The 19,497-nt window shown below is 48.6% G+C and carries 18 protein-coding genes; 14 read left to right on the top strand and 4 right to left on the bottom strand.

Translation table 11 applies throughout. From position 1 onward, the window contains the following. Positions 1 to 16 precede the first annotated feature (16 nt). The 4 genes from ACJJI6_RS10870 to ACJJI6_RS10855 all read left to right on the top strand — a co-directional run bounded on the left by ACJJI6_RS10870 (position 17) and on the right by ACJJI6_RS10855 (position 3,096). Positions 17 to 1,393, top strand: coding sequence for a hypothetical protein (locus ACJJI6_RS10870; protein ID WP_475713382.1), 1,377 nt, complete (start codon positions 17 to 19; stop codon positions 1,391 to 1,393). A gap of 2 nt (positions 1,394 to 1,395) precedes the next feature. Then, complete coding sequence (locus ACJJI6_RS10865) at positions 1,396 to 1,776, top strand: MmcQ/YjbR family DNA-binding protein (RefSeq protein ID WP_475713381.1); 381 nt, start codon at positions 1,396 to 1,398, stop codon at positions 1,774 to 1,776. Positions 1,777 to 1,821: 45 nt separating this feature from the next. After that, a complete protein-coding gene (trxA, locus tag ACJJI6_RS10860; protein WP_282931700.1) occupies positions 1,822 to 2,676 on the top strand; it encodes a thioredoxin in 855 nt (284 codons plus the stop codon). A 72-nt stretch (positions 2,677 to 2,748) separates the two neighbouring features. Beyond that, positions 2,749 to 3,096, top strand: coding sequence for a YqfO family protein (locus tag ACJJI6_RS10855; protein WP_413664811.1), 348 nt, complete (start codon positions 2,749 to 2,751; stop codon positions 3,094 to 3,096). Here ACJJI6_RS10855 and ACJJI6_RS10850 read toward each other — a convergent pair. Together ACJJI6_RS10850 and ACJJI6_RS10845 are read right to left on the bottom strand one after the other, a co-directional pair. Further along, positions 3,093 to 3,632, bottom strand: a complete 540-nt coding sequence (locus tag ACJJI6_RS10850; protein ID WP_475713380.1) for a DUF4124 domain-containing protein — start codon at positions 3,630 to 3,632, stop codon at positions 3,093 to 3,095. The two genes, ACJJI6_RS10855 and ACJJI6_RS10850, sit on opposite strands and share 4 nt — an antisense overlap. Positions 3,633 to 3,680: 48 nt before the next feature. Beyond that, entirely contained in the window at positions 3,681 to 4,220 is a 540-nt protein-coding gene (locus tag ACJJI6_RS10845; protein ID WP_413664813.1) for an NUDIX hydrolase, read from the bottom strand. Between the two features lie 69 nt (positions 4,221 to 4,289). On the opposite strand from ACJJI6_RS10845, the gene ACJJI6_RS10840 reads away from it, so the two are divergent. From ACJJI6_RS10840 to ACJJI6_RS10830, 3 genes are all read left to right on the top strand, one after another. Then, positions 4,290 to 5,612 (top strand): efflux RND transporter periplasmic adaptor subunit, encoded by a 1,323-nt coding sequence (locus tag ACJJI6_RS10840; protein ID WP_444916401.1) that lies wholly within the window; start codon positions 4,290 to 4,292, stop codon positions 5,610 to 5,612. 12 nt (positions 5,613 to 5,624) lie between these two features. Beyond that, positions 5,625 to 8,798 carry an efflux RND transporter permease subunit gene (locus ACJJI6_RS10835; RefSeq protein ID WP_413664815.1) on the top strand — a complete coding sequence of 1,058 codons (3,174 nt, stop codon included), beginning with the start codon at positions 5,625 to 5,627 and terminating at the stop codon, positions 8,796 to 8,798. 134 nt (positions 8,799 to 8,932) lie between these two features. Next, a complete protein-coding gene (locus ACJJI6_RS10830) occupies positions 8,933 to 9,544 on the top strand; it encodes a CoA pyrophosphatase (protein WP_444906063.1) in 612 nt (203 codons plus the stop codon). A gap of 26 nt (positions 9,545 to 9,570) precedes the next feature. Here ACJJI6_RS10830 and ACJJI6_RS10825 read toward each other — a convergent pair whose 3' ends face one another. Next, positions 9,571 to 10,086: a nuclear transport factor 2 family protein gene (locus ACJJI6_RS10825; protein WP_475713379.1), complete on the bottom strand. Its 516-nt coding sequence runs from the start codon at positions 10,084 to 10,086 to the stop codon at positions 9,571 to 9,573. Positions 10,087 to 10,423: 337 nt separating this feature from the next. Between ACJJI6_RS10825 and ACJJI6_RS10820 the strand changes: the two genes are divergently transcribed. After that, on the top strand, positions 10,424 to 10,777 hold the full coding sequence (locus ACJJI6_RS10820; protein ID WP_475713378.1) for a hypothetical protein: 354 nt from the start codon (positions 10,424 to 10,426) through the stop codon (positions 10,775 to 10,777). Between the two features lie 285 nt (positions 10,778 to 11,062). On the opposite strand, the gene ACJJI6_RS10815 is transcribed toward ACJJI6_RS10820, so the two are convergent. Next, complete coding sequence (locus tag ACJJI6_RS10815) at positions 11,063 to 11,947, bottom strand: LysR family transcriptional regulator (RefSeq protein WP_445354841.1); 885 nt, start codon at positions 11,945 to 11,947, stop codon at positions 11,063 to 11,065. Positions 11,948 to 12,058: 111 nt separating this feature from the next. On the opposite strand from ACJJI6_RS10815, the gene ACJJI6_RS10810 reads away from it, so the two are divergent. From ACJJI6_RS10810 to ACJJI6_RS10785, 6 genes are all read left to right on the top strand, one after another. Then, positions 12,059 to 12,436, top strand: coding sequence for a Cif family virulence factor (locus ACJJI6_RS10810; protein WP_413664820.1), 378 nt, complete (start codon positions 12,059 to 12,061; stop codon positions 12,434 to 12,436). Between the two features lie 11 nt (positions 12,437 to 12,447). After that, entirely contained in the window at positions 12,448 to 13,359 is a 912-nt protein-coding gene (locus tag ACJJI6_RS10805; protein ID WP_475713377.1) for an alpha/beta hydrolase, read from the top strand. Between the two features lie 421 nt (positions 13,360 to 13,780). Continuing rightward, entirely contained in the window at positions 13,781 to 14,191 is a 411-nt protein-coding gene (locus tag ACJJI6_RS10800) for a hypothetical protein (protein ID WP_444916409.1), read from the top strand. A 539-nt stretch (positions 14,192 to 14,730) separates the two neighbouring features. Next, positions 14,731 to 16,548 (top strand): ABCB family ABC transporter ATP-binding protein/permease, encoded by a 1,818-nt coding sequence (locus ACJJI6_RS10795; protein ID WP_475713376.1) that lies wholly within the window; start codon positions 14,731 to 14,733, stop codon positions 16,546 to 16,548. Positions 16,549 to 16,614: 66 nt separating this feature from the next. Further along, positions 16,615 to 18,336 carry a DUF8614 domain-containing protein gene (locus ACJJI6_RS10790; RefSeq protein WP_444906058.1) on the top strand — a complete coding sequence of 574 codons (1,722 nt, stop codon included), beginning with the start codon at positions 16,615 to 16,617 and terminating at the stop codon, positions 18,334 to 18,336. 220 nt (positions 18,337 to 18,556) lie between these two features. Beyond that, a complete protein-coding gene (locus ACJJI6_RS10785; RefSeq protein WP_444906057.1) occupies positions 18,557 to 19,396 on the top strand; it encodes a right-handed parallel beta-helix repeat-containing protein in 840 nt (279 codons plus the stop codon). Positions 19,397 to 19,497 lie beyond the last annotated feature (101 nt).

Genomic DNA, 19,497 nt, shown 5'->3' with positions numbered 1-19,497 from the left:
GAGAGAAATAAGAATTATGTATTTGAGAACACTGGCACAGGCGCTACCAGTGCTGGCTATTTCCCTACTGCTTGGGGCTTGTGATGGCCAAACTACAGCTAATAAAAAAGCCGATTCTGAAGTCGGGGTTGGTGATCAATCGACTACAACAATTCCCAAATCCGATAGTGGAGATAGTGCGATGGATAGTCTGGCCCAGGCTTATGTCCTTCTAGTACTTGAATTGGGAAATCACGACGACAGCTATGTCGATGCCTATTACGGTCCGGCTGAATTGCGTGAAACTGCCACCAAGAGTAAGGCGAGCGCTGCAGATATCGCCCGGCGTGGTGAATCTTTACTGGCAGAGCTGCCAGCGGTAGTCGACGGTGATGGGTCTATCGAAAACCTGCGTATGCATTACCTGAAGACACAGTTGCGGGCCCTGGTGTTCCATGCTCGTAGTCTGGCAGGAGAGAGCCCGAGAAGCTTCGCCAATGAAGCTCGAACCCTCTACGACACCGAGCCCCCGCAGCAGGATTTGGAAAGTTTTGAACCCATGCTGGAGGAGTTGGAAGCATTACTCCCAGGTGAGCAGCCCTTAAGTGAGAGGGTAGCCAGCTTCCGCAAAGCTTATGAAATTCCTGCCGATCGCCTTCAGGCCGTATTTGATGCCGCCATTAAAGAATGCCGCGCGCGCACCAAGCAGTATGTTTCGCTCCCAGCGGATGAGAGTTTTGTACTGGAGTATGTCAGCGACAAACCCTGGAGTGGCTACAACTGGTATAAGGGGCGTTCGCACAGCCTAATACAGGTGAACAATGGCTTGCCAATTACGATAGACAGGGCTATTGACCTGGGCTGTCACGAAGGGTATCCGGGGCATCACACCTATAACGCGCTGTTGGAGCAAACTCTGGTCAAGGAACGGGGTTGGGCAGAGTACAGCGTTTACCCGCTTTTCAGTCCACAGTCACTGATTGCCGAGGGAAGTGCAAACTACGGGATAGAGCTGACTTTCCCCGGTGAGGAGAAAACCCGTTTTGAAATGGAAGTTCTCTACCCCTTAGCTGGCCTGGACCCCAAAACGGCGGAAAAGTATGAGCAGGTAATGGCCCTGGTAGATAAGTTGGGTTTTGCCGGCAATGAGATTGCCCGCCAGTATATCGACGGGAAAATTGAGGGCGCGCAGGTACCTGCGTTGTTTGAGAAATATACCTTGATGAGCCCCGCCAAGGCGGCACAGCGGAAGGATTTTGTAGATTCCTACGGCGCCTACGTAATTAATTACAATTGGGGTAAGACACTGGTTGCTGATTATGTAGAGCAGGGCAGTCAAAATAATGAAGAGCGCTGGCAGCGCTTTACCCGTTTATTATCCTCGCCGCGCCTGCCGTCATCCCTGGATTGGTAATCATGCAAAAAGGCACTTTGAGAGAGTATTTACTATCGCGACCGGAAGCTATCGAGGATTTTCCTTTTGGCCCGGATGTAGCGGTATTTAAGATTAAGGGGCGCATGTTTGCTACCTTAAGCTGTTACCGCGGGGTGGGCGCCAGTAATCTTAAGTGCGATCCCGATGAAGCCCAGGCCTTAAGGGACATCTTTTCCGGTGTTATCCCGGGTTACCATATGAACAAGAAACACTGGAATACGGTGTTGTTGGATGGCACAGTGCCCGATTATGAGATTGAGCGAATGGTAGATCGCTCATATGGCCTGGTGGTTAAGGGGCTTCGCAAGCTTGAGCGGGAGTCCTTGGAACTGGCCTATGGAGCGGAGCTGCTCTACCGCTAGAGGCCCCTGTGAATAGAAATACCCAGATTTAGTCTAGGAGAGGATGTGAACGAATTTATTGTCGATGTAACGGCAGAGAACGCCCAGCAAATTCTGATTGAAGAGTCCATGAAGCGCCCGGTAGTGGTGGACTTTTGGGCCGATTGGTGTGAGCCGTGCAAGCAGTTGATGCCGGTGTTGGAAAAACTGGCCAATGAGTATAGCGGTCAGTTTTTATTGGCGAAGGTCAATGCAGATACCGAGCAAATGCTGGCGGGTCAGCTGGGTGTACGCAGCTTGCCCACGGTAATGGTTTTAAAAGATGGCCAGCCGGTAGATGGCTTTGCCGGTGTGCAGCCAGAGACACAGATTCGTGAGATGCTGGATAAGTATCTGCCAAAACCCTGGGACATAAAGTTGCAGCAGGCACAGGCGTTAATCGGTGAAGATAAAGTGGCGGAAGCCCTGCCTTTGTTGCGCCAGGCTTATACGGAATCGTCTGAACGCACTGATATCGCCAAACAACTGGCTGCTATCCTGCTCGACCAAAACCGTGCCCAGGAAGCGGAGACTGTGCTCAGTAAAATTCTGCTGGCAGATCAGGATGCGGAATACCAGCAGCTGATGGCTCAATTGGAGCTGAAGCAACAGGCAGCGGAAACTCCAGAAATTCAGGCTCTGCAAAAGGCGCTGGAAGAAAACCCTGCGGATAGCGATTCTGCTTATCAATTGGCCGTGCAGTACAGTCAGGCCAACCGCCATGAAGAAGCACTGCAATTATTGCTGGATATTTTGCGTAAAGACATGGGCTTTGCCGATGGTGCTGCCAAGCAGACGTTCCTGGATATTGTAAAGAGTCTGGGGGCTGGCGACCCTGTTGCCACTCAGTACCAGCGCAAGTTAATGACTATGATGTTTTAAAAAATACTTTACCGGTAAACAAAGGGGCCCAAGAGGCCTCTTTGTTTTTGGGGGAGAGAAGGACGATTATTTATGTATAAGCTCTGTGTTTATATTCCCGAGTCTCACTTGGAAGCGGTAAAGCAAGCGCTATTTTCCGTGGGGGCTGGGCGTATTGGTGACTACGATAGTTGTTGTTGGCAAGTCCTGGGAGAGGGGCAGTTCAGGCCGCTGGATGGGAGTCAGCCATTTATTGGTCAGTCGGGACAGGTCGAGACTGTAATGGAATACCGTGTGGAGATGGTCTGTGCCGATGAGCTGGTGGATGCTGCTCTCAATGCAATGCGAGCAGCCCACCCCTATGAAGAGCCGGCGTTTGACCTCTGGCGATTGGATGATCGCTGCAGTAGTGCCGGCTTAAATAAAGCAGAGGTCTCTTAAAGGCTATCGAGTACCTTTTGTCGTTCGTGGCTTTTTTGCTCGATCGCTTTCGCATCTTCCAGTAATTTTGAAACACTGGTGTGATGGGTCGGCAGTTTATTTTCGGCGGGGCTACTGTCTTCAACGATCGAGTCGGATCTCAAGTCAATTGGGTCATTGGCAGTGACTGTATTTAGAGGCTTGACGCGGTGAATACGCACGTGTGAATCCAACCCCTCCGGCACGGTGTCTGAGAAGTGCCAGTTCCCATCTTTATCTTTCCAGGTAAAAACCTCAGATGTTTGCTTGTCAGAATCCCCTTGAGATACGAGCCCGCTGGAAGTTGCCAACTCTTCAATTTTTGAAACCGATTCCTGGGTGGTTTCGCGCACACTTTGCATAGCTCGCTCACCGGTTTCGCGAATCGCTGAAATATCCGGTTTTTGCGGCAGCCAGTCGGAGGGTGACATGATGGGTTTGCCATCTGGGCCCGGTAAAATCATAGGCAGGACAACGCCTACCAGTAACAAGGCACCGAGCATTGGAAAGTATTTCATGCAAACATCCTTTTAATGCAGGGTCATTAACTAACTAAGTAAAGTGGTTTACAGCTTTCGATTGATGACACCGCGGTGTAACTGGTATTGCCCGATACGGGTATCTTCGAAATAGTGCTCCAAAGTGCGGTGCATAATGGGAAATGCAATCTCCCTCCAGGGAATTTCATCTTCGCGAAATAGCTCAACTTCGAGCGATTCAGGCCCGGGTCCGAAATTCATATCGGTCAATTCACCCCGGTACATCATGTAGACCTGATTGATATGGGGAATATCGTAGACGGAGTAGAGCTCGTCCACGCGGATACTGGCCCGGGCTTCTTCCCAGGACTCCCGCAAAGCGCCCTCTTCGCTAGTTTCGCCACTCTCCATAAACCCGGCAGGCAGAGTCCAAAGCCCCAGGCGCGGCTGTATGGCACGCTTGCACAACATCACCTTGTCGCCAACGTAGGGGACAACTCCGACAATAACTCGGGGGTTGATGTAGTAAATGGCGCCGCAACTGCCACAGATGTGGCGGGGGCGGTCATCGCCCTTGGGAATGGAAAGTGTTACGGCGTTACTGCCGCATTGGCTGCAAAATTTCATGGCGTCAGTATACCCATGCGAGATTTGAGCGCCAGCTTCCGGACCGGTTGACGCCTATAGTTGTTAGTGATGTTGAAGTATAAAGGCGGTATCTACCCTGCGATGGCGCATTTTTTTCTGCTCGGACTAGTGCTCCTTGCCCTTTGCGCCTGTGGCGGTAAAGGCGAAGAGGAAAAGGCGCCACCTCCCCCGCCAGTAGAAGTACTGGTTGTTAGGGAGGAGCCTGTTATCCCCCGCTTTGAATTTGTCGGGCGGGTAGAGGCAACTGATGAGTATCAAGTCCGCCCACGAGTACAAGGGTATATCCAGAGCCGCAATTTTACCGAGGGGGAAACCGTCCAGAAAGGGCAGTTACTGTTTGAAATTGACCCGCGCCCTTTTATTGCCGAACTGGCGAATCAGCGCGCTACTCTGGAACAATCCCAAGCCTCCCTGAGAGTTGCTGAGCGGAACTTCCACCGTGGCCGCCGTTTGGTGGCCACTGGGGCTATCAGCCAGGTACAGATGGACGAGCTTGAAGGTAATTTTGAGGAAGCGGAATCCCAAGTCGATGCCAATCGCGCCAAAGTGCAAAGCGCTGAGCTGGACCTTTCTTATACCAAAGTTTACGCGCCACTCACTGGAAGAATCGGGCGTACAGAATTTCCAGTGGGTTCCCTGGTGGGGCCAAGCACCGATCCCCTGGCCACCATCGTAAAAATGGACCCCATTTATGTGCTCTTTGAAGTGCCTGAAGAGCAACTTTATGCGGTGCAGGTGGATTCCCAGAGGCGGCAGCGAGAGGGTTTAAGTCCCACTCGCCTGGATGTACGTATTGAGTTACCCGACGGCAATTACTACCCCCATAAGGGCAAAATCGTATTTATCGATAATCAGATCGACCCCAATACCGGATCGGTAGCGGTGCGCTCCCTGTTTCCCAATCCAGGCCAACTATTAGTACAGGGCCAGTTTGCCCGAGTTTCCATAAGCGTCTACACCGGCAATGACGCCCTGAGGCCGCTGGTACCCCAGTCAGCGGTCATGGAGGATATGCAGGGGCGTTATGTCTTTGTTTTGGGCAAAGATAATATTGCGGAGAAGCGCTACCTGACCTTGGGGCAGAGGGAAGGGGAGTTGTGGGCTGTAGATCGCGGGCTTGTCGCCGGTGAATCTGTAATCGTTAATGGTTTGCAGAGGGTTGTCGCAGGAAAGCCGGTGACGCCGCAAAACACCCCTAGAAACCCCTACGATGTTGAAGCGCCACCAGCCCCTCCCGCCGAGCAAAGTAGTAGTTCTGCGGCGAAATCTGGCTCTACAGACAGTCAAGGGGAGAGAGAGCTACGGGTAATTGATGGGGAAGCGGCACCAGCAAGCCCTGAATCTGAGGGGCATGACGATGACTACAAATAGCTGTCGCTGCCCATGATTAGCGCCTTTTGTATCCGGCGGCCACGATTCGCCTTTGTTATTTCCATATTGATCACCCTCGCTGGGATACTCTCCTTGCCACAATTACCGGTGTCGCAATTCCCTGAAATAACGCCACCTACCATCAATGTCGCCGCCACGTTTGCCGGTGCCAGCGCCGAAGTAGTGCGCGATAGTGTGGCTGTGCCGATTGAGTCGCAAGTTAATGGTGTGGAGGGCATGGATTATATGTCTTCCACCAGTGGCAATGATGGCTCCTACAGTCTCACAGTGACATTCAAGCCTGGCTACGACGATGACATCGCCCAGGTTAATGTTCAGAACCGGGTGGAGCAGGCCACTCCCCAGCTACCTGAGGATGTGAAAAGGGATGGGGTGGTAGTTTCCAAGCAGAGCACCACGCTGTTGTTAGTGGTCAATTTGTTTTCTCCAGATGAAAAGTTTGATGAATTATTTCTGGCGAATTACGCCGAGATTTATTTAAAAGATGAATTGGCGCGGGTGCTGGGGGTGAGCAGTGTTGTTATTTTTGGCTCGCGCAATTACGCCATGCGCCTCTGGCTCGACCCCAACCGGATGGCCTCGTTAGATGTGACCGCCCAGGATGTTATCTCTGCTGTGCAGGCACAGAACGTAGAGGTAGCTGCCGGTCAGATCGGGGCGCCACCGATCCGCCAAGATCAGCAGTTCCAATACAATATTTTGGTGCAGGGGCGCTTGGTATCTCCCAGCGAATTTGAGGACATCACCATCCGCGCCAAGCCCGATGGCGCCATGGTAAAAGTCAGGGATGTGGCGAGGGTGGAGCTGGGAAGTGAATCTTACTCTTCCTATGGGCAATTGGATAACCAGGCTTCAGCAGTGATAGGGGTGTACCAGCTGCCCGAGGCAAATGCGATCGAAGTGGCCGATGGCATAAAGGCCAAGGTTGCTGAGTTGTCGAAGCGCTTCCCGGATGGGCTGGAAGCGGAGATTCTCTACGACACCACATTATTTGTAGAGGCCTCAATTAAAGAGGTTGTGGAAACACTGATTATTGCCCTGATACTGGTAATACTGGTGGTTTTTTTGTTTCTGCAGGATTGGCGCTCTACGCTGGTACCAGCCATTGCTATTCCCGTATCCCTGATAGGCACCTTTGCCTTAATGCTGGCATTTGGGATGACGATTAACACCATCACATTGTTTGCCTTAATCCTGGCGATCGGCATAGTGGTAGATGATGCGATTATCGTGGTGGAAAACACCCAGCGGTTAATGGCTGATGGCCTCCCGCCAAAGGAAGCCGCGCTGGAATCCATGCGTGAAGTTACCGGCCCCGTTATTGCTACGACCCTTGTTTTGTTTGCAGTTTTTGTCCCGGTAATGTTGATGCCGGGAATTACGGGAAAAATGTATCAGCAGTTTGCTGTCACCATTTCAATGGCGGTGGCCATTTCCTCCCTGAATGCACTTACACTAAGTCCGGCTCTCTGTGCCAGCTTGTTAAAGCCGAGTAAAGACGGGGAAGTTGCCGGTATTAAGGAGACCGGTATTTTTGGTTTCTTTAATAAAGCTCTGCATATTTCTACAGGTTTTTATGTGGGAATGGTGAGGGCTTGTATCAAAATACCGCTTATCGGTATCGCCTCAATTATTCTGATTTTATTATTCTGTTATTTGCTCTTTACCCGAATCCCCACCGGTTTTATTCCCGATGAAGATCAGGGCACGTTTATGTTGCACGTGCAGTTGCCTGATGGATCTTCCCTGGAGCGAACCGGACCCATTGTCAATCAAGTGACCGATGTTCTAATGGAAGAGCCAGGTATGGCTCATGTGGTTGGTGTGCCCGGTTACAACCTGCTTACCAGCAGTGTTTCTTCCAACACGGCAATGATGTTTGCTGTGCTAAAACCCTGGGATGACCGCACGAATAGAGAAGATAGCCAGTTTGCCATTATGGATCGGGTACAGAAAAAATTATCTGCAATTCCCGATGCGCAAGTGCTGCCGTTTGTCATTCCACCACTTCCGGGTATTGGCACTGTTGGTGGATTTGAATTTGTACTCGAAGATCTACAGGGGCGCAGTATTACTGAATTGTCACAGGTCTTGTTTGACCTGCTGGGCAATGCCAATCAGCGCAGTGAAATCTCCCAGGCCTTTACCAGTTTTCAGGCCGCCACACCGCAGCTTGAATTAAAAGTAGATAAAGAGAAATCGCATGTGCTTGGGGTCCCCCTGCCGGATGTGTATTTAACGTTGCAAACCTTTTTGGGGGGCTATTACATCAATGACTTTAACCTATATGGAAAGGTCTTTCGTGTAATCGCTCAGGCCGATGCTCAATTTCGCGATAAAGAGGAAAATCTGGCTGGCTTTTATGTTCGTGCCAATAGTGGCGGTTTGGTACCGCTGACTTCTATCTCAACTATTACCCCGGTGGTCGCGCCACAAACAATAACCCGTTACAACTTATATAACAGCGTCACTATCAATGGATCACCGGCACCAGGGTATTCCAGTGGCCAGGCAATGGATGCTATGGAAGACTTGGCATCAAAGTTGCCAGAAGGTTATGGATACGAGTGGACGGGGATCAGCTTACAGGAGGTGACCGCGGGTAATCTGGCCCCAATCCTGTTCTCTTTGGCCGTTATATTTGTCTACTTGTTTTTGGTCGCCCAATATGAGAGCTGGACTATCCCCTTTGCAGTGATGTTGTGCGTCCCCATTGCGATTGGTGGCGCTATGTTTACGGTATTTATCGCGGGGTCTATCAACAATCTCTATACGCAGATCGGTTTGGTATTGCTGATTGGGATGGCAGCAAAGAGTGCGATTCTGATAGTAGAGTTTGCCTGCGTGGAACGCGATAAGGGTCGGTCTATTGCGGATGCGGCTCTATCGGCTACGCGCCTGCGATTCCGCGCGGTATTAATGACGGCCATGTCCTTTATTTTAGGGGTAATTCCACTACTGGTCGCCACCGGTGCTGGCGCAGTGAGCCGGGTTTCCCTGGGGCTGGTGGTCTTTGGCGGTATGTTGGCTGCGAGTCTCTTCGCCACTTTGCTAGTGCCTGTGTATTACGCCTTGGTGCAAACGGTGCGGGAAAAGCTGAAAGGGGGCTATACCCCCAAAATTGATGAGGATAAGACCGCGAATGGTGGGTCTGAATCCACCTGAGCCAAGCTGTTGATTGTGTGGTAGGGTGGTAAGTCACAAATGGATATTGTGGCATATCGCTCAGTGTTACCGCTGAAAAACGGTATGATGAATGTTATGGAGCCCCCGCAGCGATCGGGGCAGGGCACAGATTTATGCTAGAGATTATTGAACAGAAAATCGTAGGGCAAATTGAGGACTTGGAAGCAAGGGTTCCGGCAGGACCTGACCTGCAAGGCCATGCCGCAGTACTGATTGCCCTGACAGAAGAGCCGGACCCTCAAGTAATTCTAACTAAGCGCTCTGCAAATCTCTCCACACATTCCGGTGAAGTTTCTCTCCCTGGGGGGCGCTGGGATGCCACAGACCCATCGCTTCAATTTACCGCCTTGCGTGAGGCGGAAGAAGAAGTCAGCCTACCTATGGATGACGTGCGCGTACTCGGTCCCCTTTGGCCTCGCACTACCCGCTGGCAGGTACATGTGACCCCTTGGGTAGGGATAATTTCACCGGATATCCAATTGTTCCCAAACCCAGGAGAATTGGATGCAGTATTTCGAGTCCCCCTGTCTTTCTTTCTTGCAGACCCGCGTATTCGCACTGATCGTATTATTATTGATAACCAGGAAATATACCTTCCGGCGTATATGTATGAAAACTATGAAATCTGGGGCTTTACTGCAGGGGTATTAACCGAATTTTTAGTAAAAATATTAGGGGCATCAATAGGGCGCCGCGATGATGTGCCGCTGCGTGCACTTAATTAGCTCGGCTTACTAAATAGGATTTATTTTTATTTTTGGTGAGGTTCAGGTATTGGCTCACCCAAGTCATCCCAAGCATCGATTAGTATTTTCATTTTTTTTCCGGCATCGGGATCGGCGCTGAGGATTGGGAAATCAGGGTCTTCAGGAAGTTTAACTTCTTCTCCTCGTCGACATTCGATTAACCAGTTGTTATCGATTTTAACGAGTTTGTCCCGATACTCTCCAACAGCAGAAATGCGATAGCCGGATCGTGTTGCTATGATTTCTACGGTCGTTGCTTTCCCTGAGGCGGATTGCCCATCTTCAGAAATAAAATGTAGGGGGGAGCTTGTAATATGCCGGCTTCCCAACTTGCTGTGAACCGCTGCGTAGCGCTCCAGTTTTTCTCTTCCCCGAATCATAATGTTGCCATGCTCAAATCGGCCATTGGGTGTAAATAGTGAAGCCCAGCCTCGGGCATCATTACTGTCGATAGTTAATGTATAACGGGCGAGTAGATCACTAATCGCTAGTCGATCTTTTAACTGTTGAATCTCATCCATTTCTTTACTTTGACCTTTATCGACAGTAGATATTGAAGAGGATAGTTTCTAGTGATGGTTTTTGGGGGTTCACCTAGGATATTAATAGAGTATTAATCAAAACCCGTTATCTAACCCCAAATCCTGCAAGTAACCTTGAGAGAATTATCAATAAAAGTGGGGAGTGTTTGTTTGTGTAAAGTGAAGTAATGCCAAGCCCTAAAATCCTTTGTCGTTTGGCGACTATTTCACGATTTAAGCTAATGGTGGGATTTATTTGAGACGTAAGTACTAGATATACTGTAAGGTTCTTATATCCTTAATTTTTTTTTATTATATACGTTATTGGATTGCTTGAATGAGATCTCTCTCTTTTTTCTGTGTGTTGCTGGGAATAGGATTAATCCAGGCTTGTGCAATGTCCACTGTACCTCCTAAGTATCAGGGACAATGGGCTGGAACCGAGGAATCCTGTAATGCTTCTTCATCGGTCGACTCGATGACTCTGGCAGGTAGTCGTATTCAATTTACGGAGTCTTCAGGCCAGTTGATGTCTGCTAGCCAGAGTGATGGCAATCTTCATCTGGTTTTCAATATGCAAGGTGAAGGAGAAGCTTGGAAGTCAGAGGAGGTGTACTCTCTGACATCTGGCGGAAAGGTACTGGTACGTTATACCCAGGATTCTACGTTTAAGTATTTCCGCTGCAATTGATTGGCATTGAAGGCTGGGTTAGAACTCAGTTGTTTAAATGACTGGAGCTTGCAGCTCTGGTCATTTAAATATGGAGTTGCCTGTTAAAATATCTACTCGGTCCACGCGACAAATTTCTCTTTGTATTTCTTTGTGAAATGAACCCCCCCCCCTTTGTACCTATTGAGTTAACAGGCTGCAGGTAGCTCCCTGTAGAGTGAATTTCTAAAGTTTCAAATGCAGGTCTATTTGGGCTGCTATGAGGTTATCTTGATAGTTATAAATAGACTAAACCTTTCTCTACTATTAATTTTTACTACAGATTTGCAATTGGGACTTGATAGCCTTGATAAAAGTCTGAACTTTTGTTGGCGGCCTTTTGGAAAATAGATGCATATAATGGATGGGCGCAGCGGCAACAGATGTTATTGGACAAAGTGTGCCGGTATCCACTTTTTTTCGAGCGATAATATCGGGCAACCTGGCAATCCCAATTCCGGCTTCGGTTAACTGTACTATATCGTGTAGGGAGTTACAGCGAACCTTAGGCGTGGCCTTTACCTGAATCCCATTTTTCAATTCATACTTTAATGGCATGCCCTGCCAATCATTAGCGATATGCGGCCAATTTTGTAGTTCAGTAAGGTCTGAGGGAATGCCACATAGCTTTTCAATAAGCTGCGGGCTGGCGTAGAGACTTTCTCCTAACAATCCCAACTTTGAAACTTTTGCCGATTGAAGTGCAAGGCTGCCTACGCGAATGGCCAGGTCTACCTGCGATTCAATCAAATCCATGGGTGAGTCATTGGCTAACAGCCTGATTCTCAGTTGCGGGTGCTGTTCGGCCAGCTTAATGATTGCAGGAATAATTACTGGCTCGCACAGTGCGTGAGGTGCTGTTACAGATAGGGAGCCCGCCAATTTGTCGCCGCTATTCCTAAGACCCGCTATTGCTGAGTTATAAATATCTTTGATCTCCCGGCAATGGGCGTAAAACTCTGAGCCGGCCTCGGTGAGAGATAGGGAGCGGGTACTGCGGTAAAGCAAGCGGGTGCCGATATCAGACTCCAACCGGGTAACTGCTTGGCTTACTGCCGATTTGGTCCGCTCCAGGCGGTCGGCTGCCAGTGTGAAGCTGCGCGCCTCTACAACGGCTAGGAATACCTGCATATCCTCCAGGCTTGGCTTCATTGTTTAATTTTCCTAAACACTAATATCAATTAATGGATGTTTATCACAACCATGGCTATGGGGCAATCTATAGGCACAAGGTCGTTACCTATTACAGAAGAGGATTTTGATATGAGCGACATTCTGATTGAGAAAACAAAAGCTGCCAGTGAACAGTGGAAGTCTTACTTCAATAGTGGCAATGCAGCTGGGTGTGCATCCATGTATGAAGAGCAGGCTCAGATGACTGCGAAACCCTTTGGCCAGTTCGAAGGTCGAAAGAATATACAAGCTTTCTGGCAAAATCTGGTAGATCAGGGTTTTGCAGATGTGACCTATATTGGCGCAAAAATTGAAGTAGTGGATGAAGTCTCAACCGTACTCTCAAGTAATTGGAAAATGAACAACGCAGAAGGTGTCATCACTCGTGAGCTCTGGGTCCTACAGAAGGACGGTACTATGCTACTGCGTGATGACCAGTTCGAAGCTATAAATCCTAGCGAAAAGTAAGGGAGCTAGCCGTGAGTGAATTTTGGAATAGCTTTACCCGTGAGAAAACGGACGAGCAATATAACCCAACGTTGTGGACCCGCCGCCTTCCAACCGATCTGCTGCTGCCTTCTCATGCTGAGTTTACTGGTAGTCGTAGCTCGGCATATCGCAACGCGATTAAGGGCGGTTTGCAAACTGTCAATTTTGGGGAAGGTGATTTAGCTGGCTCGATGGATGTTTTCAGGTCAGACGAAGTTGCTGAGGATGCACCGGTCGTAATTTATATTCACGGTGGCTGGTGGCAGTGGTTTTCAAAAGAGCAGTTTTCTTTTCTGGCCGAGCCTTTTAATAAAGAGGGGTTTGCGGTCTATATGCCGGGTTACCGTATGGCCCCGGATTGGGAAAATGATACTCCAATGGAGTCTATTGTCTTACAGATGCAGTGGGCAATGGCGAGCGTGCTGAATGAGGCCGAGGAAAAAGGGGCTCCATCTGTCTACATTGTGGGGCATTCGGCAGGTGGCCAACTGGCAGCACTGTTGCATCAAACGGATTGGAGTAAATTTGGCGTACCGGCATCTGCTCAAAGTAAGTTTAAAGGTGCATTTTCCCTGGCGGGATTATTTGACATTCGCCCACTGGTCAATAGTTTTGTCAATGACACCATTAATATGTCGATGGAATCCGCCGAAAAGGTAAGCCCCCAGCGGCTAGAGCCTGGTATTGACAAAACTGAATGCCCGCTACATTTAATTGTGCCTGAATTTGATACGCCAGAGTTTTTTCGGCAGACGAAAGAATATCAAGAGAAAATGCTAAAAATGGATAACCCCTGTTATTTCAAATTAGCGAATAATCGGGATCATCTTGACTTGATAGAAAACCTAGTTAACGATCAAGATGAAATTATGAATTACATGATTAGTAATATGCAAGAGTAGTTTTAAGAGGTTGTTTTTAATTCTGCTGCTGAAATTAAATTAATTGAATTTATTTGATTCCCTCTGTTGGTTGGGTAGGCCTCAGCTTTGTCGGTTGAGGCTCTATTCGACATAAATAGTGCCATATGCTTTGCCCGTCGACGGGATGGCGTGATTCTTTTGGTTTCTAGTGTAATAAATTGTTAGTAGGTCTCGACATATCCGTAGATTGTTTTCATGCCGGTAAATATCTATCAGGTTGATATATTTTTTTAATGGTTCTTTGCTGGGGCTAAGCATAAAGTTGTTTTCGTTATCCAGGAATAAGGTTGTTTGACTCAAAATAAATCTGTTTTCGGGTTTGCTAAGTGATAAATGACAGGTCTTTAGTTTTCATGTTTTTACACGAGGTTTGATTTAAATAAATTAAGGAGGATTTAATATGCCAATGGTCAATTTCTCTACATTGGTAGTGCCCCGGGGGTTGAATGTACCAACGGAACAGGATTTTGAGGATGCAGTTGAAGGGTATATTGATGTTGAGGCTTTGGGGGCGTTAATTCCCCTGGGTACTCAGGATGTTTATGTTCCTGGCCCCAGAACATTTGCTGGATTCAAGTACGAGTGGAGCTGCACTGCCTTCAGGTGGTCTGTCTGGGGGCATGGCCCAGATTCGAGAGCAAATCCTAACCATTTAGCTGCGCAAGAGTGGACGCTAAGGGTTAAAAAAGGTAACCGATTTCTAACTTATGCTGAGGTTGGTCTTGGACCAGGCAGAGCTATCTTTCCCGGAACTCGTTGGGTTAGGGGGAATAATGCACAATATTCGCATATTCCCCTTATGTTAACTTGATAAGATGAATAAAAAGTTACTTATATAGTGGCCCGCCGACTTAACTGACGTTGCTTAAAGATTGGTTCAGATATGCTGTTTTTTACAAGTTAAGAAAGGCGGGCTTAAATAATTCTTCTTGTTAAAGAAATAGACGAAGAATCTCATTCTATATGTTTAGAGGTTGATAATTCAGTATTGTTAATTCCCAGTGTATGAGAATGTCACCGTTAAACTACCCTAATAGATAAACAGTTCTGGGCGAGCAGGAAAAAATAATAAATAGCTACCTTGCAAGGGAATTGCACACGAGTTTTATTGTAAGGTTTAGCTATAACCGGGCCGTAATTTTATTGGGCAAACTTCAGGGTTTATAAGGTTTCGCCAATTGGGGTTTTTCTGAAGCAATATAATTAAGTCTGGCGGCTTACTGTGTCTTTATGAGTTTAGAAGGTAGATCCTATAAGGAAATACATCTCTTCCCCATTTGAGAGTAAGCGTCTATATAAATCTAATCTACGAATTATAATGGGCGCCTGTTTTCTCCTCCTGGATAGATTATGCCGAGACCCAAATCCACTGTCTCTTTGGATGAGGTGCACTGGGGTGCGCTCAAAACCCTCTTCCCCTACCTATTGGAGTTCCGTCGCGCCGTAGTCTTGGCGATCCTCTGCTTGATTGGCGCCAAGGTTGCGGGTGTTACCCTGCCATTTTTGCTCAAACATATTGTCGATGACCTAGATAGTGCTGGGGGCATGGCCCAGGCAGTGGCATTACCTTTGGGGCTGCTGTTGGCCTATGGGGCTGTGCGCCTTTCCAGCACTCTGTTTGGCGAACTGCGAGACACGATTTTTGGCCGTGTCACTGAGCGGGCCCAGCGCCGGATCGGGCTTGAAGTGTTCCAGCATTTGCACAAGCTGGACCTGGATTTTCACCTGAACCGCCGTACCGGAGGGCTCTCTCGGGATATTGAGCGGGGCAATAGCGGCATCGGGTTCCTGATGCGGTTTATGGTTTTCAATATCGTACCCACGCTGGTAGAGATAGCTATGGTGGCGGGGTTGCTCTGGTGGAATTACAGCGGCTTATTTGCGCTATTAGTGCTGGCCGCAGTGATTATTTATATCGGCTTTTCAGTGGTAGCCACTGAATGGCGTACGCGCTTTGTCAGGGAGTTGAATGAGGCGGAGTCACAGGCCAGCAGCCGTGCAGTTGATAGTCTGCTCAACTATGAGACCGTTAAGTACTTTGCCAATGAGCGACATGAATTCGGTCACTATGACCGGGAGCTGGCCAGTTGGGAGAAGGCCCGGCGTAAGAACAGGCTGTCCCTGTTTGGCCTAAATAGTGGCCAGGCGCTGATTATTGCCAGCGCAATGTGTGCAGCAATGGTTCTTGCCGCGGTAGGAGTCACCAAAGGCACTATGACCATCGGTGACTTCGTATTGGTGAATGCCTTTATGATGCAGATCTTTATACCGCTAAATTTCCTCGGCTTTGTGTACCGGGAGATGAAGGGGGCGCTGGCAAATATTGAGAAGATGTTCTCTTTACTTGCGGTAAAACCTGCTGTGGAAGATCTTCCCCAGGCGGCCCCCCTCACCGTGATGGAAGGCCGAATTGAGTTTGATAACGTCCAGTTTGGCTACAAAGATAATCGCCAGATCCTCAAAGGTATCAGCTTTGCTGTGGAGCCACGGCAAAAAGTGGCAATTGTTGGCGCTAGCGGTGCAGGTAAATCCACCCTCTTTAAGCTCCTGTTTCGTTTTTATGACGCTAACAGCGGTTCAATTTCCATTGATGGCCAGGATATTCGCAGTGTTTCCCAGGAGTCGCTGCGCAGGGCTATTGGTGTTGTGCCTCAGGATGCAGCGTTGTTCAACCAGTCGATCCGGGACAACGTGCGTTACGGACGTGTAGATGCCTCAGATACTGAGGTGGATGAGGCGATCCGCCACGCCCAGCTGGAAGGCTTTGTTCAGCAGCTGCCAGAGGGAGCCGATACCCTTGTGGGGGAGCGGGGTCTCAAATTGTCCGGAGGGGAAAAGCAGCGGGTTGCTATCGCTCGGGCCCTGCTGAAAAAGCCTCCAATTATGATCTTTGACGAAGCGACCTCATCTCTCGACAGCCACTCAGAGCAGGGCATAGTGGCATCCCTGCAGGATATTGCCCGCGAGCAGACATCGTTAGTGATCGCTCACCGCCTCTCCACAATTGTGGATGCTGACTGCATTCTGGTAATGGATCAGGGCGGAATAGTCGAGCAGGGAGCCCACCGGGAATTGATGCAGGCTGACGGACACTACGCGGCCCTCTGGCGTATGCAGCAACAGGAGCGTGGAACTGAGACCCAGGCGGCCGAGGTGCCTACGCCATGACGGTTGATAAATCCCTACAGCCAGACTAATGTGGCGCCGATACAAAAAAATGATAGGCAGAGCGATATGACCATTCCTTTTCAGGCTACCAAGATAGCGGCAGCAGTGTTGGCACTGGCCCTTGTTGGCGCTTGTTCCAAAAAAGAGCAGCAGCCCGAAGAAGTTGCCAAAGCGGAAGCTGAGGCTCAGATTGTAGAGTCCAAGACTGTACCTGTGCCCTCAGGCCAAAAGGTAGAAGATGCGGATAAGCGTTTTGATATCTATGTACCGGTTGAGCTCACTGCAAATCTAAGCGGTCTCTCCGACAACCAGCGCAAAATGATTGGCCTGCTGATTGATGCCAGCCAGATTATGGATCGCCTGTTCTGGTTGCAATCCTACGGCCCAGCTGAGGAATTGCTGCCGGATATTGAAGACAACCGCGCTCGTAAGTTTGCCGATATCAACTATGGCCCCTGGGATCGCCTTAACGACAATAAGCCGTTTATTGTTGGTTATGGAGATAAGCCCCTGGGTGCTAACTTCTACCCAGCGGATATGACCCGCGAAGAGTTCGAGAAATGGGACCAGGCAGGAAAAGACGGCTTGTACTCCCTGGTACGCCGCAATGAGTCTGGCAGTCTCGAACTGGTGCCTTACAACGAAGCCTACAATGCGGACCTGAATAAGGCGGCTAGTATTCTGCGCCAGGCAGCTGAATTGGCTGAGAGCAAGGAATTTGCTAACTACCTCACCATGCGTGCCGATGCACTTCTCTCCGATAATTTCCGCCCCAGTGATATGGCCTGGATGGATATGAAGGAGAATGATATCGATGTGGTTATTGGTCCTATTGAAAACTATGAAGACCAGTTGTTTGCCTATCGTACCGCTTATGAGTCCTACGTCCTGCTGAAAGACAAAGAGTGGAGTAAAAAACTGGCCAAGTTTGCCGCTCTGCTGCCCGAGCTACAGAAGGGTTTGCCGGTTGAGGAAAAATACAAATCTGAAGAGCCGGGAACAGATTCAGACTTGAATGCCTACGATGTACTCTTCTACGCTGGCCACAGTAACGCTGGCTCCAAGACTATCGCCATTAACCTTCCCAATGATGAGGAAGTACAGCTGGCCAAAGGCACTCGTCGTTTGCAGCTGAAGAATGCAATGCAGGCCAAGTTTGACAAGATCCTGGTGCCGATCAGCGATGTATTGATCGCAGAAGATCAGCGCAAGAACATTACCTTCCCGGCATTCTTTGCCAACACCATGTTCCACGAAGTGGCCCACGGTTTGGGAATTAAAAAGACCGTAGAAGGCGGAAATAATGTTCGCCAGGCTTTGAAGGAAACCTCTTCCGCCCTGGAAGAAGGTAAGGCTGATATCCTCGGTCTGTACATGGTTACCCGCTTGCATGAAAAAGGTGAGTTGGAAGAAGGCCAGTTGATGGATAACTATGTCACCTTCTTGGCGGGTATCTTCCGCAGCGTACGTTTTGGTGCGGCCAGTGCCCACGGTAAAGCCAACATGATGCGCTTTAACTACTTTAAGGAGCAGGGTGCCTTCACTCGCGATCCCAAGACTGGTCAATACAGTGTTGATTTTGAAAAGATGCAACAGGCGATGACCAACTTGTCTCGTTTAATCATTACTATTCAGGGTGATGGCGATTACGAGAAAGCCAAATCATTGCTGGAGACCAAAGGCGTAATTGGCCCTGAACTGCAGGCTGATTTGGATCGCTTGGCTGAGGCCAGTATTCCGGTTGACGTTACCTTTATCCAGGGTAAAGAAGTACTTGGCTTGAAGTAATATCCTTATCTTTTGTTAAAAAAACCCGGCACCGGCCGGGTTTTTTTGTGCCCCTAATTTTTACCCCCCCCTTCGATTTGCTGTTTCCCCGCTGATTGCAGCTTAGTACTTTAGGTACTTTTTCTTATGGCGGAATTAATAGTCAGGTCCAAACTAAGGAGGCAGTCTGTATCCCAGGCCAGGAAATCCAATTCATATTTAAAATTGACAGAGGTTCTACATGGATATTAAACAGTCAGTTATTAAGTTATTAATATTAAGCGTAATGGGGCTATTTACAGCGTCATACTCTTTTGTAGCATCAGCTCAGGTATCCTGTGGTGATGTTATTACAACCGCCGAAGTGCTTACACAGGATTTATCCTGTGACCTTACTGCTGCTGATCCAGATGCCCTGACTATAGTTGGCCCTGAAGGTAGCTTGAGTATGGAAGGCTTCTCTGTGACCTGTGCTACAGGCGCGGGATTTGGTGGTGCTGGAATACGTATCCAGGGGCAAGGCGCGGTGCTGATTGGCGGTACCATTGATGGATGTTTTGACAATATCTTTATAGAGGGTGTGGGTTATCACACGGTCATAGGAACTGAACTTATTAATAGTGTTGACGATGGTATTGATATTGACAGTATCTTTAACATTATTAATGGATGCATAATTACCAACAGTGGTCGGGTGGGTGTTGATATGGATGATGATTTCAATACTTTCTCTTCTTGCATCGTCACCGGCAGTTTCTCTGATGGGATTCAGATAGATGATAGCTTTTCAAGTGTATTTAATAATATATCCACCAATAATGGTGGGGCAGGAATTTTAATCGAAGGCTCATCCAGTAATGTAATCTCCCAAAATATAACAACAGATAATGGAGATGGAGATACTGCTGATGGTGGTATCGTACTGGAATCCACCAATTCAACTAATAACATCATAACTGGGAATATCTCTTCAGGTAATGATCCCTTTGATTTGAATGATACGGTTGACCCTACTTGTAGTGGCACCAACACCTGGTACGCTAATGATGCCATTACTAAAAACCCGAGCTGCCTAGATTGAATTTTTAAGCGATTTGAGAAGCTTAAGTTGTACTTCTTTGGCGATTCAATTGATTGGTGAGAGTTAGCTTTAACTTGAGTCGCCATTTAATTTCCTCCAAG

It is taken from the genome of Microbulbifer maximicatervae (SeqCode) (assembly GCF_056232625.1).
This window is presented reverse-complemented; position numbering and strand designations above follow the sequence as displayed.